The organism is Kribbella sp. NPDC050459 (genome assembly GCF_040655315.1).
In the GTDB taxonomy this organism is placed as follows: Bacteria; Actinomycetota; Actinomycetes; order Propionibacteriales; family Kribbellaceae; genus Kribbella.
In genome coordinates this window covers 449,963-463,887 of sequence record NZ_JBFAJQ010000001.1, presented here as the reverse complement: position 1 = coordinate 463,887, position 13,925 = coordinate 449,963, and the positions used below count along the sequence as shown (strand labels likewise).

Here is a 13,925-nt window from a genome sequence, read left to right as displayed (position 1 = left end):
GGACCGGGCGGCACCCGTGGGTCAGGATGGACCGCATGGACGTGTCGGTGGTGCTCGGGTTCCTGGTAGCGGTCTTCCTGGTCAGCGTCGTACCAGGACCGGACATGCTGTTCATCGTGGCGAACGCGGCGGCCGGCGGGCGCCGTACCGGCGTCGTGGCCGCGGCCGGGATGTCGACCGGCCTGGCGGTGCACAGCGTGGCGGCCGCGCTCGGCCTCGGGGCGTTGATCCAGGCAGCGCCGCAGGTTCTGAACGGCGTACGGATAGCGGGGGCGGCCTTCCTGCTCTACCTCGCGTATCTGACGTGGCGCGCGAGCCGGCAGGAGTTCGGGACTCCTGAGGACGCGCCGCAGCTCCCCCGGCGGACGCTGCGCCGGACCTACCTGATGGCGACCCTGACCAACTTGGCGAATCCGAAGGTGATCCTGTTCTACTTGGCCTTCGTCCCGCAGTTCATCACGACCGGCCACGGCAGCTGGCCGGCGACCGTGCAGTTCCTGGTGCTCGGCGCGATGTTCATCCTGGTCGGCTTCCCGGTCGACGCCGGCGCGGCCCTGCTGGCCGGCACGCTCACCGAGCGTTTCTTCCGCACCGGCAGCAGGATCCGCCGGAGGCTCGAGCGGGTGACGGCGGCGATCTTCGCGGGGCTTGCCGCCCGGCTCGCCATCGACATCCGCTGAGGGGTGGACCAAGCTGGAAGGTGAAGGAGGTGGGTGTGGTGAAAGCTGCAGCAGGCGATCAGGTCGTGGTGGAGAGCAGCCACCTGATGGCACATCGGCGGGAAGGTCAGATCGTCGAGGTGCACGATCCGGACGGCGCGCCGCCGTACCTCGTGCACTGGAGCGACACCGACTCCGAGTCACTGTTCTTCCCGGGTCCGGACGCGCACATCGTGCACGTCGAGCGGTAGCTGATCCGGATCAGTTCCGGACGGCCGCGGTGGCGTGCCGGAGTTCGTCGAGGACTGTGCGGACCGCTTGCCTCGCGGCACGTTCGGGACGGTACAGGGCGTCGATGTGGCGACGGGTGTGGACGTCGCGGAGCGGGCGGAGCGCCACCGCCGGATGACGCTGCGCGGTCCAGCGCGGCATCAGGGCGAGGCCGGCGCCGGCCGCCACCAGCTCGGCGACGACGGTGAACTCGTTGACGCGATGGACCAGCTCGAGGCGGTGGTTCGCGGCCGCTCCGATCGCCTCGATCGTCGCCATCAGCGGGAAGCCGTCGTGGACCGTGATCCACGGTTCGTGCGCGACATCGCGCGGGGTCAGGGACCGCTTCGCCGCGAGCGGATGATCGACCGGTACGGCGACGTCGAGCGGCTCGTGCAGCAGCGGCATGACCGCGACCGTCCGCGGCCACCGGGCCGCGTGGTCGAGACGGTGCGCCAGGACCACGTCGTACTCCCGGGTCAGCGCCGGGAACTCGTCCTGCGGCACGTCCTCGTCGTGCAGGCTGACCTTCGGGGCGATGCGCAGCAACCGCGGGAAGAAGGTCGCGGCGGCGCTGTGGAACGCCGCCACCGAGACCTCGCCGTCAGGCTGCTCCACGAAGTCGTCCACGACGTGGCGGGCCCGTGCGAGCGCCGACTCCACATCGGCCGCAGCTCCCGCCAACGCACGGCCGGCCGGGGTCAGCACGACCCGGCGCCCGGCGCGCTCGGTCAACGGCACCGGCATCGACCGCTGCAACAAACGCAGCTGCTGGGAGATCGCCGACGGTGTCACCAGCAACGCCTCTGCCGCCGCGGTCACACTCCCCAGCTCGCCGACTTCCCGAAGCACCCGGAGCTGCCGTTCATCCATTCTCATAATGTAGCTGTACTACATCGTTGCTGAAGACATTGATACTTGGCTTCAACGTTCTGCGCCCGCACGGTTGATCCCGTGCCCGGAACCCGCCGTACCGATCTCGTCCTGCTACTCGTCGCCGTGGTCTGGGGATCGAGCTACCTCGCAGCCAAGACCGCGACCGGCAGCGCGCCGGTGCTGACCGTGCTCTTCCTGCGGTACGGCATCTCTGCTCTCGCCCTCGTGCCGCTGGCCCGCGGCATCAACCGGCGGGAACTGAAGGCCGGGCTCGTCCTCGGCCTCACGCAGGCAGCGGTCCTCGTGCTGGAGACGTACGGCGTCACGCACACCAGCGCGGCGAACGCCGGGCTGATCATCAGCCTCACGCTGGTGCTCACGCCGCTGTTCGATCGTCGCGGTCTGCCGCCGCGCTTCTACCTCGCGGCCGGCCTCTGCGTCGTCGCCGTCGGCCTGCTGATGTCCGCCCACGGCCTGCACGCACCCGGCGTCGGCGATCTGCTCATGCTCGCCGCCGCCGTCGTCCGCGCGGGCCACGTCGCGCTCGTCGGCCGCCTGTCCACCGGGCTGCGGCCGTTGCAGCTGACGACGGTCCAAACCCTCGTCGGTACGGCGTTGTTCGCCGTTCCCGCCGTACCGCACCTGCCCACGCACGCCAGTGCCGGTACCTGGCTGCAGATGATCTATCTCGCCTTGTTCTGCAGCGTGTTCGCCTTCCTGGCCCAGACCTGGGCGATCCAGCGCACGTCGGCCAGCCGCGCCAGTCTCCTGCTCGGCACCGAACCCATCTGGGCAGTTGCCATCGGCATCGGCCTGGGCGACGAACACCTCGCCGCGCCGGCCGTTCTCGGCGCCGCCCTGATGCTCACCGGCACCACCTGGGGCCAATCCATCGAACGCACCCACCGCGAGTCGCGGCCCCAGCCGGTGCCGGTCACCTAGGCCGGATCAGCTGCGCGTCCATTTCTGGTCGGTCGAGCCGTTGCAGGGGGCAACGGCAACGGCTGCTCCGTTGCCGGTGCCGTTGGCGGTCAGGCAGCCGGCCGTCGACGTGACGGTCTGGTCGGCGTTCAGATGCCAGACCTGGTTGTCGCCGCCGGTGCAGTTCTCGATGGTCACGGAGGAGGTGCCCGCGGTCATGCACTTGTCGGCGTACACCGTCAACTGGTTCGACGCGGTGAGGTTCCACGACTGGTTGCCACCGTTGTTGCAGTCCCACAGGTCGAGCGCCGTACCGGGACTGGTCGAGAAGCCAGGCACGTCGACGCAGCGGTTGCTGGCGACACCGCGCAGGGGCTCACCAGGCGGGGCCGGCGGCTCGCTGTTCGTCGGCTCGCTCTTGAGCAGACCCCAACCCCACCACAGCTGGTCGCGTCCGCTGATGCTGTTGACCTGGAGATCGGCCGGCCCGACCTGCGTCGTCATCGAGTACGAGTCGCCGGTGCGCAGACCGGGCCAGTACACGATGCCCATGTCGTTCTCACGCGCGACCTGGGTCAGCGCCGCGAGGTACGACGTGTACACGTTTCCCTCGTGGTTGCCGTAGTTCAGGCCGATCGTCATCGGCGAGCCGGCCTCGTCGATGATCGTCCGCCAGCCGTACGAGCCGATCCGCGGCCGGAGGTTCGCCAACCAGGCGGCCTCGGTCGTGTCGGAAGCCCAGAAGCCGTAGAAGTGCAGCGACAGCAGCGTCCCGTTCAGCTCCGGCGCCGCGCCGACGCCGGTCACGTTGTCGTTGTAGCCGGTCCCGGAGATCACGATCCGCCCGCGCGGAACGTCGCTGTGCCGGGCGATCCACGCCGAGGTCAGCGACACCCACTCGGGCAGCGAGTACCCGAACGGCTCGTTCATCGGCTCGAAGTACACGCGCGGGTTCTTCCCGTACGCCTTCACCACCGTGTCCCACATCGCCGCGTAGGCCGCCGGGTCGTCGACCCGTCCGTCCTTGGCGTTGTCGGCCTCCCAGTAGCTCAGGATCACCTTGAACCCACTGGCCACCGACGCGTCGATCGCCCCGCGGTAGGCACGCCACCAGTCGGTGCCCACACTCGAGGGGTTGATCGGCAGCCGGATGGTGTTGGCCTTCAGTTCCTTGCGGAACTCCCCGACGATCCCGAGCGCCTTGCGGTACGTCGCCGGGTAGTCGTCGGCCGTGCTCAGGCCGGACGGGACGACCTCGTCATCGGCGTAGTTGTCGCGCGGATCGGCCCAGTTGACGCCGCGGAAGTCGTTCGTTCCCGGCGGGCTCGCGGCGACGGTTCCGGGAACCGCGGCGGCGAGCGCGAAACAGCACAGCAGGACGGCGAGGAGACTGCGGACGGTTGATCTCACGCCGCGATGTTTACGTAAACAAAGCGGGTCGTCAAGAGCTCGTCACGAGTTCGAGGCGCAGCCAGGCGGCCAGGTCGCGGATCTCCCGGTGCACCGCGGCGGTCAGCGTCTTCGAGAACGGCTCGTCCTCGTGGATCGCGTCCACGCGGAAAACCCCGGCCTTCCGGTCGGACGCCGCGTCGAGCTTCCCGACCAGGCGGTCGTTGTGCAGGATCGGCAGCGCGAAGTACCCCCACCGGCGCTTCGCGACCGGTTTGTACATCTCCAGCTGGTAGTCGAAGTCGAAGATCTCCAGCAGCCGCTTCCGGTCGTACACCAGGCGGTCCAGTGGTGACAGGAGCGCCGTCCGCCCGCTGAACGGCCGGTCGAGCAACTCCGGGTCGATCCGCCACTCGCCGCGGACGCCGTCCACCACGGCCGGCTCCCCCACCTGGCCGGCGTCGAGCGGCTCGCCCGGGCACGCAGGTCCTTTCGAGCGCAGCAGCCCCATCGACCGCAGCCGCTGCTCGTGCCGGATCGTGACCGCGTCGGCGAGCGGCACGACCGGATCGTCCGGGTAGATGCGGGCGGCGAGGTCCCACAGCCGGTCCCGGCCGTCCCGGCCCGCGATCGCCACCTCGCCGCGCTGCACCATGAACTCCAGCATCTGCGACACGTTGCGATTGTTGGTCCACCCACTCGATCGCCACGGCCGCACACAGGTGTCCGGCAGCTCGCGCATGGTCAGGGGACCGTCCTGCCGGAGCCGCTCGAGGATGTCGACCCGGCAGCCTTCGTTCGCCCGGACCCAGTCCTGCCGGTACTGCTGCCAGTCGAGCGGCTCTCCGTCGCTCGGCCAGGCCGCCATCTCGGCCCGGAACAACGCCATCGTCTCCGGCAGCCGCGCGAACCCGCGGAACTGCACGAGCTCCAGCGCCGCCAGCGCGTCGGCCAGCTCGGTCGGATCGTACGACGAACCGAGGCGGCTCCAGGCCACGAGGTCGGCATTCGGCGCGACATACGCGGTCTGGTCGAGCTGCACCACGGTCAGCCCGCGCACGACCTCGAACAGGCCGGCCGGCCGCTCCTTGGTGAGCAGCTGGGCACGCACGGCCAGCCGCCGTGCATCGCGCTTCGACAACTGGTGAACAGCCACGAACCGAGGCTAAGGCACCGCACGGACAGTATGGTGGAGGGAGATTCTGCGGGAGTAGCCGAGCGGGTGGGGACCTGGTGCTCGGAGTTTTCAGGGGGTCATCGTGGCGTTACGTGAGCGGGCATTTCTGCCCTGTGCGGTGTCGTTTGTGTCGATCATGTCGTTGCTGCTCGTCGCCGGCTGTTCGTCCGACGGAGGGACGAGTGTGCCGCCCGAAGTGTCGCCGAGCCCGTCGGTCGCCGTGCCGCGCACGCAGGCGGCCCTCAAGCCGGCGACCGACTGCACCCGGTCCACCGAGAAGCTTCCGACCGAGTCCGAGACCGACGGCGTGCAGCTGACGGTCCGCACCGATCCGAGCCGCACCTCGTTGCTGATGAAGAACACCGGCAGCCTGTCGGTCGTCGTCATCCCCGACCCGAACTTCACCACCCGCCTGGTCGCGGCGCCGCACGCGAACCCGAAGGACCCGGCCTCGCGGGCCGCCCTGATCGCGGTCAACAACAGTGGCGCGAAGGTGCCGGACATCCCGCCGTACGTGCCGCAGACCCAGGTCGTCACACTGCCACCCAAGTGGGCGCTCTGCGCGCTCACCGACAACGTCAAGGAGTCCGCGTCGGTCCGCTACCTCCAGGACCGGCAGTCCAGCGCCGAGTACTTCGTCACGAAAGCACTCGCCGACCAACTGCTCACCGCCAACAGTTCGGCCCGGACCCAGCCGACCCTGGTGCGGTGCGCGAAGAGCACCCTGGGCGTGCTCAAAACCCATCCGGAGATGTCCGATATCGAGCTGTACGTCGAGATCCTGAGCCCCCGCTCGGCCTGCCGGACCGGCTACAAGGCACTGCTGCGCGGTGACGCGAACGCGACCGAGCAACTCGAAGCCACGGTCATCGGACGGCTCGGCGGCGCTCCCCGGCTACTCGCGAACAGCAGGCTGTACAGCGTCACGACGCGTCCCTGAACCGCCGACCCCGGCCAGGGTCGGGTCCGGGTCCGGTCAGGGACAACTCCCCTGCCGCGGAGCGACCCGCGGCGGCAGACTGGAGTCCTACCGTTCGACTCTCGGAGGACATCAGCCATGATCGGCTTCATCATCGCCGGACTCATCATCGGAGCGCTGGCCCGGCTCTTCACGCCCGGCAAGCAGAAGCTCGGCCTGCTCGCCACGCTGCTGCTCGGGCTGGCCGGTTCGGTGATCGGCGGGACCATCGCGAGCATTCTCGGCACCGGCGGCATCTTCGAGCTGAACGCGCTCGGCTTCATCGTCGCGGTGATCTCCTCGGTACTGCTCGTCGGCACCGCCGAGTCGCTGTCGGCCCGCCACCAGAACCGCGCCATCAAGCACTGACCGACCCGGAGCGCCGGCCTCAGCTCTCCTCGTTGATCGCCATCGCCGGCCGCGGCGCGCGGCCCGGCGGCTGTGGCGGCCGCGGCAGCAACGGCCGGCGCTTCTCCAGGGTCCGGATCACCGGCTGCTTCGCGGTGACCGTGATCAGCTCACCGGCGTGCCGCAACGTCAGCGACGCGTCCGGCCCGTCGTGCACCGAGTACTTCACCGAGAGCGGGTCGATCTCCACCCGCAGCCGCACCCCGCGCCAGCGGACGGCGAAACTCAATCCGGCCAGGCCGACCGGCAACGCCGGATCGAAGCACAGGCAGCCGTCCCACTCGCGCAATCCACCGAACCCGGCCACCAGCGCACTCCAGGCACCGCCGAGCGAGGCCATGTGCAGACCGTCGCCGGTGTTGTGGTGCAGGTTGCGCATGTCGATCAGGGCAGCTTCGTACGCGTAGTCGTAGGCCAGGTCCAGGTGGCCGACCTCGGCCGCCATCACGGCCTGCACGCACGCCGACAACGACGAGTCCCGCACGGTGAGCCGCTCGTAGTAGTCGAAGTTCCGCGCCTTCTCCTCGGCGGTGAACGCATCGCCGCACCAGTACGTCGCCAGCATCAGATCGGCCTGTTTGACGACCTGGGTGCGGTACAGCTGGAAGTACGGCGCGTGCAGCAGCAGCGGATACCTGTCCTTGTAGGCCTCGAAATCCCAGACGGCATATCCGGTGAAGCCTTCGGACTGGGGATGCACTCCGAGGTCCTCGTCGTACGGGATGTAGACGGCGGCCGCGGCGTCCCGCCAGATCGCCTCCTCCTCGCTGTCGACCCCGAGCTCACGCGCCTTCGCCGGCACCTTCGCGGCGATCTCGGCCGCCGAGCGCAGGTTGCGGGCCGCCATCAGGTTGGTGAAAACGTTGTCATCGGCAACAGCGCTGTACTCGTCCGGGCCGGTCACTCCGGGTAGGTGCCAGCGCCCTTCGCGGTCGTGGTGGCCGAGCGACATCCACAACCGGGCGGTCTCGACCAGCAGCTCGAGCCCGACCTCGTCGAGGAAGTCGTCGTCGCCGGTGGCCCGGTAGTACCGCATGACGGCCTCGGCGATGTCGGCGTTGACGTGGAACGCCGCCGTCCCCGCCGGCCAGTAGCCGGAGCATTCCTGGCCGCGGATCGTCCGCCACGGGAACGCGGCCCCGCGGAAGCCGAGCTCCGCGGCGCGTTGCTTCGCCATCTCCAGCGTCGAATGGCGCCAGCGCAGCGCGTCCGCGGCGGCGTCCGGCATCGTGTAGGTCAGCACCGGCAGCACGAAGCCCTCGGTGTCCCAGAACGTGTGCCCGTCGTACCCGGCGCCGGTCAGTCCCTTCGACGGGATCGCCCGCCGCTCGGCGCGCGCACCGGCCTGCAGGATGTGGAACAGCGCGAACCGGACCGCCTGCTGCAACTCGGGATGCCCTTGCACCTCGACGTCGGCGCCGTCCCAGAAGTCGTCCAGGAACTCGGCCTGCTGCCCGGTCAGGCCGTCCCAGCCGGAGAACCGGGCGCTCGCGAGCGCAGCCGCGACCTGGTCCCGGATGGCGGTCTCGGACCGCAGGCTGGACCAGCCGTACGCCAGGTACTTCACGACGCGCAGGCTCTCACCCGGCTGCAGCTGGCAGATCACCGTGGTCCGCGCCCAGTCCTCGCGGACGTCCTGGTCCATCGCGTAGCGGACCGAGGTGTCCACCTCGTGCGCCATCGCCGCGGCCATCAGCTGCTGGCTGCGGGTCGTGCGGTGGATCAGGACGGTCCCGTGCTCGCCGCCGTCGTGGCTGACCGGCTTCAGCGGGTTGTCCAGGACCGCGGCCACCCGCGGATCGTCGGACAGCTTCGGCTGCGCCTCGTTCGCCACGAGCTCGGACTGGATCACGAACCGGGCCGGCTGGTCGACGGGCTCGACGACGTACTCGATCGCGGCCACCGCGCGCTGGGTGAGCGACACGAGCCGGCGGCTGCGGACCTTGATCCGCTTGCCGCCCGGCGACGTCCAGTCCACGTCCCGCTCGAGGATGCCGGTGCGGAAGTCCAGCGAGCGCTCGTGCTTGGACAGGTAGCCGTAGCGGATGTCGAACGGCGAGTCGTCGACCAGCAGCCGGATCAGCTTGCCGTTGGTGACGTCCACGAGGGTCTGCCCGGATTCCGGGTACCCGTAGCCGGCCTCGGCGTACGGCAGCGGGCGCTGCTCGTAGAACGAGTTCAGGTACGTGCCGGGGATCGCATACGGCTCGCCCTCGTCGAGATTGCCGCGCAGGCCGATGTGCCCGTTCGACAGGGCGAACAGGGACTCCGCCTGCGCCAGCTTGTCGAGCGCGAGCCGCGTCTCGCGCAGCCGCCACGGCTCGATCGGATGGTGGCCCCGGTCGATCATTCGCCCTCCACCTCCGGCCGCAGCAGGTCGGCCAGGTCGCGGACCACGACGTCGGCGCCGTGCGACTTCAGCTCGGCCGCCTGGCCGACGCGGTCCACTCCGATCACCCGCCCGAATTGGCCCGAACGGCCGGCGGACACACCCGCCAGCGCGTCCTCGAAGACCGCCGCCGCGGACGGGTCGACGCCGAAGCCCTTGGCCGCGGCGAGGAACGTGTCCGGCGCCGGCTTGCCCTTCAGGCCCTCGGTCCGGATCGTCACACCGTCGACGATCTGCTCGACGAACCGCGCCAGGCCGGTGACCTCCAGCACCTGGCGGGTGTTCGCACTCGACGACACGACGGCCCGGCGGAGCCCGGCCTGCTCGGCGGCCTCCAGATACTTCCGGGAGCCTTCGAACACGTGCACGCCGTCGGTGCGGATCCGCCGCTGCACCGCCTCGTTCTTCCGGTTGCCGAGGCCGTTGACCGTCATCGCGGACGGCGGATCCCCGGCCGTGCCCTCCGGCAAGGCGATGCCGCGCGAGGTCAGGAAGTCCCGGACGCCGTCGGGCCGCGGCTTGCCGTCGACATACGCGTCGTACTCCGCGCGGGCGTCGAACGGCACGAAGGCGATCCCGTGCTGCGCCGCATAGTCGCGGAGGAACTCGTCGAACATCTCTTTCCACGCGGCAGCATGAACGGCGGCGGTGTCGGTGAGCACACCATCCAGGTCGAACAGGCAGGCCCGGATCCCCGTAGGTAGTCCCAGCATGATCACCACATTAGCGGTCCGGGGACCACTGGTCGGGGAGGCCGAAGCCCGGGAACCGGGACGCACCGAACGTGGTGATCTCCACGATCTTGCCGTGGTCGACCCACAGCACGTCGAGCTTGAAGGCCCGCCAGATCGAATCGCCCGGTCGCTTCAGGTACGTCGCCGCGGCGGGCAGCCGGTTCGCCGACGTCGGTACGAGACGCCAGTCGCCGTCGCGGTCCGGCCCGAAGGCCCGCTGGAACAGCGGCAGGCAGGCGCGCAGCCCGGTGAACGACAGCCGGTCGGGCGGCATCGAGACCCGCAGGTCCTCGCCGGCGATCGCGATCGCCGCCTCGGCGTCACAGCGCTCGTGGGCGTCGATGAAGCGCGCCAGCACCTCCCGCTCCTCCGCGGTCGGCCGCGGCGCCGACCAGTCGGCGCGGTGCTCGGGCAGCCGCTGCTGCATCGTCACCCGCGCCCGCTGCAACGCGCTGTTGGCCGCCGCCACGCTCGTCTCCAGCAGCTTGGCCGTGTCGGCGGCCGACCAGCCGAGCACGTCGCGGGCGATCAGCGCGGCGCGTTGCCGGGCCGGCAGCGCCTGCAGCGCGATCAGGAAGGTGAGCTCGATCGTCTCCCGGTCCACCACGACGGCGTCCGGCTGATCGGCCGGCGGCGCGATCTCGTCGAGCAGCCGATCGGGATACGGCTGCAACCAGACCAGCTCCCCCGGCGAGTCCGTGGCGGCGGACACCGGGCGCCGGCTGCGCTGACGGGTGAGGTCGAGACAGACGTTGGTGGCGATCCGGTACAGCCAGGCGCGGAAGAAGGTGCGCCCGTCGTACTGATCGCGACCGCGCCAGGCCCGCAGCAACGTCTCCTGGACCGCGTCCTCGGCGTCGTCGAACGAGGCCAGCATCCGGTAGCAGTGCACGTGGAGCTCGCGGCGATGCCGGCCCGCGAGGTCGGCGAACGCGGTCTCGTCACCCGCGAACGCCGCCTCCTCGAGAGTCGTCACGAGGCGGTCCTTCCCACCTCCTGGACCGTCCAGCCGTTGCCGTCCGGATCCTCGAAAGACAGGAAGGTCTCGTAGTCACCGCGCGCCGGCGCGAGACCGGGACGCTTCCCCTCGGGGGTGAAGTGGAACGGCTCGCTCACCTCGACCCCGCGGCCGGCCAGCTCGGCGTGCGCGGCCTCGATGTCGTTCACCACCAGGTGGGTGCCCTGGTAGCTGCCCGGCGGTGCGGCGGTCAGGCCGGTCCCGATCGTGATCGAGCACGCCGACCCGGGCGGTGTCAGCTGCACGACCCGGAACGAGTCGCCCGCCCGATGGTCGACGTCCTCGGCGAACCCCAACTGCTCGGTGTAGAACTTCTTCGCCCGGTCCACGTCCGTCACCGGCACGATCACGAGCTCCAGTTTCCAGTCCATCTGCGTCATCTCGGGGCCTCCGCGGTCAGGTCGGTCCCAGTCTGACCGACGTTCAATGACCGTGTAACGACGCCCGGGCCGAAAACTCATCGGTCGATCGATGACTACTTTCCGGACGCCTCGAAGACCTTCGCGAACCAGTCGAGCTGCGCGAGCTGCTGGTATGTCTGGCCGCCCTCGTGCTCGTTGTAGTGGTACACCTCGATGTCCTTCTGCTCGCTGCCGGTGGCGCCGTAGTGGTTGAAGGCGGCGAACACCGTCGAGGGCGGGCAGATCGGGTCCATCAGCGCGACCGAGAACAGCGCCGGCGCCGTGGCGAGCCGGCCGAGGTTGACGCCGTCGAAGTAGCCGAGCGTGGTGAGCGCCGCGTCGACGTCCTGGCGGAACCCCTTCAGGTACCGCGTGATCTCGCCGTACGGGTCCTTGTCGGTGATCTGCAGCGCCCGCTGGAAGTGGCACAGGAACGGTACGTCGGGGGCGCAGCCGAGCAACTCGATCCCGGCGATCGGCGCCAGGCCGGCCGCCGCGATCGCGATGCCGCCGCCCTGGCTGCCGCCGGTGACGACCATCCGGTCCGGGTCCACCAGCGGCGACGTCCGGGCCGCGTCGAGCGCCCGCACCGCGTCGATGAAGACACGGCGGTAGTAGTACGTCTCCGGGTCGGTGATTCCCAGCGTCATGAACCCGGGCGTGTGGTTGAGACCGGCGTACGGCGTGGCGTCCGGCGTCCCGTCGACGCCGCCGGCGCTGTACCCCTGGCCGCGGGTGTCCATCACGAAGTGGGCGTAACCGGCCTGCGCCCACAGCGTGGTCGCGTGCGGGAAGCCCCGGCCTCCGGAGTACCCGTGGTACTGCACGACGGTCGGCAACGGACCGGTTGCGCCGGCCGGAACGTGCAGCCAGCCCTTGACCGGCGAGCCGTCGAAACCGGCGTAAGTGACGTCGTAGGTGTCGATCACCGCAAGCTTGTTGTCGATCAGGGTGAACGTGGCGGACAGGTCGTCGGTGCGCGCCTTCTCGATCGAACGGCGCCAGAAATCGACCAGGTCGGCGGGCGCGGCCACCTCGGGCCGGTACTCGCGGAGCTTGTCGAGGGAAAGGTCGAACATGGCCATAACCGGCAAACCTACGCCCACCGGCGGTCCGGCGGTAAGCGATGTCCAAATCCGGCCGCGGGTGACCTAGGGTGAGGTGATGCCGACTCCGAACATCGTCTTCGTGATGTCCGACGATCACGCCGCGCACGCGATCTCGGCGTACAGCAACAACACACGTAGCAAGGTCAACAGCACGCCGCACCTGGACCGGCTGGCCCGCGACGGAGTGCGGATGGACGCGACGTACTGCACGAACTCGATCTGCTCCCCCTCGCGGGCCTCGATCCTGACCGGGACGTACAGCCACGTGAACGGCGTCGCCTCGATCTTCACCGAGATCGACTACCGGGTGCCGACGTTCGCCGAGGTGCTGCAGGACGCCGGCTACCAGACCGCTCTGTTCGGCAAATGGCATCTCGGTGAGCGGCCGGAGTCCGCGCCGCGGCATTTCGACGACTGGCGGGTGTTCCCCGGCCAGGGCGACTACGTCGACCCGCTGATGATCGGGCCGGACGGCGCGGCAATCGTGCCCGGGTATGCGACGGACATCGTCACGGACCAGAGCATCGACTGGATCCGCCGGCGGGACCCGGACCGCCCGTTCCTGCTGCTCCTGCACCACAAGGCGCCGCATCGGCCATGGGTGCCGGACGAGAAGCACAAGCACCTCTACCCGGTCGGTTCGATCCCGGAGCCGAGCACGCTGTTCGACGACCACAGCACGCGCAGCCAGGCGGTTCGCGGCGTGCGCATGTCCGTCGCGGACGACCTGGCCGCGGACGAGCTCGGCGAAGAGCTGCCGGACGAGCTGCGCGGCCCAGGGAACCGGGAGGCGCGGATGCGCTGGAAGTACCAGCGCTACCTGCGCGACTACCTGCAGTGCGTCCAGTCCATCGACGACAACGTCGGGCGGCTGCTCGACGTCCTCGACGAGGAGGGCGTCAGTGACAACACGGTCGTCGTCTACACGTCCGACCAGGGGTTCTTCCTCGGCGACCACGGCTGGTTCGACAAGCGGCTGATGTTCGACGAGTCGCTGCAGATGCCGATGATGATCCGCTGGCCGTCGGTGATCCCGGCCGGCGGCACCTGCGACGCGATGGTCACCAACGTGGACTTCGCAGCGACATTCCTCGACATGGCGGGGCTGGAGCTGCCCACGTCCCAAGGCCGCAGCTTCCTGCCGCTACTGCGTGGTGAGCAGGTCCCGGATTGGCCGACGGCGATCTACTACCGGTACTGGGAGCACGACGACCCGTACCACCACGCCCCCGCGCACTACGGGATCCGCACGAAGGACTTCAAGCTCATCCACTACTACGGCGCCGGCCTCGGTGTACCGGGCTCGTCGGAGCGTCTGTTCGAATCCGAGTGGGAGCTGTACGACCTGCAGAAGGACCCGGAGGAGCTGGTCAACGTCGCCGAGGACCCGGCGTTCGCCGAGACCCGCGCTGCGCTGACCGCCGAACTGGCAGAACTCCAAAGGCACTATGCCGACCTGCCGTACGACGGCCCGTCGACCCCGGCACCGAAGTGGTCGTGGGCGGACGAGAGGTCACTGGAGCATGCAGCCGAGCACAGGCAACGCGTGGAACAGGACCCGGAGGCCAACAGGTCCCACTGACTCGGGACCTTCGGCCCTCTACACCCCCCGTTCT

14 protein-coding genes are annotated in these 13,925 nt (G+C 69.6%); 6 read left to right on the top strand and 8 right to left on the bottom strand.

Annotated elements, in window-relative coordinates:
- Positions 1-35: 35 nt before the first annotated feature.
- Together AB0I12_RS02185 and AB0I12_RS02180 are read left to right on the top strand one after the other, a co-directional pair.
- Complete coding sequence (locus tag AB0I12_RS02185) at positions 36-680, top strand: LysE family translocator (protein ID WP_359923312.1); 645 nt, start codon at positions 36-38, stop codon at positions 678-680.
- Positions 681-718: 38 nt separating this feature from the next.
- Positions 719-910 (top strand): DUF1918 domain-containing protein, encoded by a 192-nt coding sequence (locus AB0I12_RS02180; protein ID WP_359923310.1) that lies wholly within the window; start codon positions 719-721, stop codon positions 908-910.
- A 10-nt stretch (positions 911-920) separates the two neighbouring features.
- Here the strand turns inward: AB0I12_RS02180 and AB0I12_RS02175 are convergent, their stop codons facing one another.
- The gene (locus AB0I12_RS02175) at positions 921-1,802 is read right to left on the bottom strand and encodes a LysR family transcriptional regulator (protein ID WP_359923307.1); all 882 of its coding nucleotides are present in this window, start codon (positions 1,800-1,802) and stop codon (positions 921-923) included.
- Positions 1,803-1,883: 81 nt separating this feature from the next.
- On the opposite strand from AB0I12_RS02175, the gene AB0I12_RS02170 reads away from it, so the two are divergent.
- Positions 1,884-2,747, top strand: a complete 864-nt coding sequence (locus AB0I12_RS02170; protein ID WP_359923304.1) for a DMT family transporter — start codon at positions 1,884-1,886, stop codon at positions 2,745-2,747.
- Between the two features lie 6 nt (positions 2,748-2,753).
- Here the strand turns inward: AB0I12_RS02170 and AB0I12_RS02165 are convergent, their stop codons facing one another.
- Positions 2,754-4,136, bottom strand: coding sequence for a ricin-type beta-trefoil lectin domain protein (locus AB0I12_RS02165; RefSeq protein WP_359923302.1), 1,383 nt, complete (start codon positions 4,134-4,136; stop codon positions 2,754-2,756).
- 31 nt (positions 4,137-4,167) lie between these two features.
- Complete coding sequence (locus AB0I12_RS02160; protein ID WP_359923300.1) at positions 4,168-5,271, bottom strand: crosslink repair DNA glycosylase YcaQ family protein; 1,104 nt, start codon at positions 5,269-5,271, stop codon at positions 4,168-4,170.
- A gap of 148 nt (positions 5,272-5,419) precedes the next feature.
- Here AB0I12_RS02160 and AB0I12_RS02155 point away from each other — a divergent pair, with 148 nt between their 5' ends.
- A complete protein-coding gene (locus tag AB0I12_RS02155; protein ID WP_359923298.1) occupies positions 5,420-6,232 on the top strand; it encodes a hypothetical protein in 813 nt (270 codons plus the stop codon).
- 117 nt (positions 6,233-6,349) lie between these two features.
- Complete coding sequence (locus tag AB0I12_RS02150) at positions 6,350-6,619, top strand: hypothetical protein (RefSeq protein WP_359923296.1); 270 nt, start codon at positions 6,350-6,352, stop codon at positions 6,617-6,619.
- Between the two features lie 19 nt (positions 6,620-6,638).
- Here AB0I12_RS02150 and AB0I12_RS02145 read toward each other — a convergent pair whose 3' ends face one another.
- The 5 genes from AB0I12_RS02145 to AB0I12_RS02125 all read right to left on the bottom strand — a co-directional run bounded on the left by AB0I12_RS02145 (position 6,639) and on the right by AB0I12_RS02125 (position 12,279).
- Positions 6,639-9,008, bottom strand: coding sequence for a glycoside hydrolase family 65 protein (locus tag AB0I12_RS02145; RefSeq protein ID WP_359923294.1), 2,370 nt, complete (start codon positions 9,006-9,008; stop codon positions 6,639-6,641).
- Positions 9,005-9,760 carry a beta-phosphoglucomutase family hydrolase gene (locus AB0I12_RS02140; RefSeq protein ID WP_359923291.1) on the bottom strand — a complete coding sequence of 252 codons (756 nt, stop codon included), beginning with the start codon at positions 9,758-9,760 and terminating at the stop codon, positions 9,005-9,007. Before AB0I12_RS02140 ends, AB0I12_RS02145 begins: the two co-directional genes overlap by 4 nt.
- A gap of 10 nt (positions 9,761-9,770) precedes the next feature.
- Entirely contained in the window at positions 9,771-10,757 is a 987-nt protein-coding gene (locus tag AB0I12_RS02135; protein WP_359923288.1) for an RNA polymerase subunit sigma-70, read from the bottom strand.
- A complete protein-coding gene (locus AB0I12_RS02130; RefSeq protein WP_359923285.1) occupies positions 10,754-11,170 on the bottom strand; it encodes a glyoxalase superfamily protein in 417 nt (138 codons plus the stop codon). Before AB0I12_RS02130 ends, AB0I12_RS02135 begins: the two co-directional genes overlap by 4 nt.
- 104 nt (positions 11,171-11,274) lie before the next feature.
- The gene (locus AB0I12_RS02125) at positions 11,275-12,279 is read right to left on the bottom strand and encodes an acetylxylan esterase (RefSeq protein WP_359923283.1); all 1,005 of its coding nucleotides are present in this window, start codon (positions 12,277-12,279) and stop codon (positions 11,275-11,277) included.
- Between the two features lie 85 nt (positions 12,280-12,364).
- Between AB0I12_RS02125 and AB0I12_RS02120 the strand changes: the two genes are divergently transcribed.
- The gene (locus tag AB0I12_RS02120) at positions 12,365-13,891 is read left to right on the top strand and encodes a sulfatase (protein WP_359923280.1); all 1,527 of its coding nucleotides are present in this window, start codon (positions 12,365-12,367) and stop codon (positions 13,889-13,891) included.
- Positions 13,892-13,925: the final 34 nt, after the last annotated feature.

Bases quoted from the DNA above. Each gene is read 5' to 3' on its own strand.
- AB0I12_RS02145 (WP_359923294.1), bottom strand. From the start codon at position 9,008: ATGATCGACCGGGGCCACCATCCGATCGAGCCGTGGCGGCTGCGCGAG.
- AB0I12_RS02125 (WP_359923283.1), bottom strand. From the start codon at position 12,279: ATGTTCGACCTTTCCCTCGACAAGCTCCGCGAGTACCGGCCCGAGGTG.
- AB0I12_RS02140 (WP_359923291.1), bottom strand. From the start codon at position 9,760: ATGCTGGGACTACCTACGGGGATCCGGGCCTGCCTGTTCGACCTGGAT.
- AB0I12_RS02185 (WP_359923312.1), top strand. From the start codon at position 36: ATGGACGTGTCGGTGGTGCTCGGGTTCCTGGTAGCGGTCTTCCTGGTC.
- AB0I12_RS02130 (WP_359923285.1), bottom strand. From the start codon at position 11,170: ATGGACTGGAAACTGGAGCTCGTGATCGTGCCGGTGACGGACGTGGAC.
- AB0I12_RS02150 (WP_359923296.1), top strand. From the start codon at position 6,350: ATGATCGGCTTCATCATCGCCGGACTCATCATCGGAGCGCTGGCCCGG.
- AB0I12_RS02120 (WP_359923280.1), top strand. From the start codon at position 12,365: ATGCCGACTCCGAACATCGTCTTCGTGATGTCCGACGATCACGCCGCG.
- AB0I12_RS02175 (WP_359923307.1), bottom strand. From the start codon at position 1,802: ATGGATGAACGGCAGCTCCGGGTGCTTCGGGAAGTCGGCGAGCTGGGG.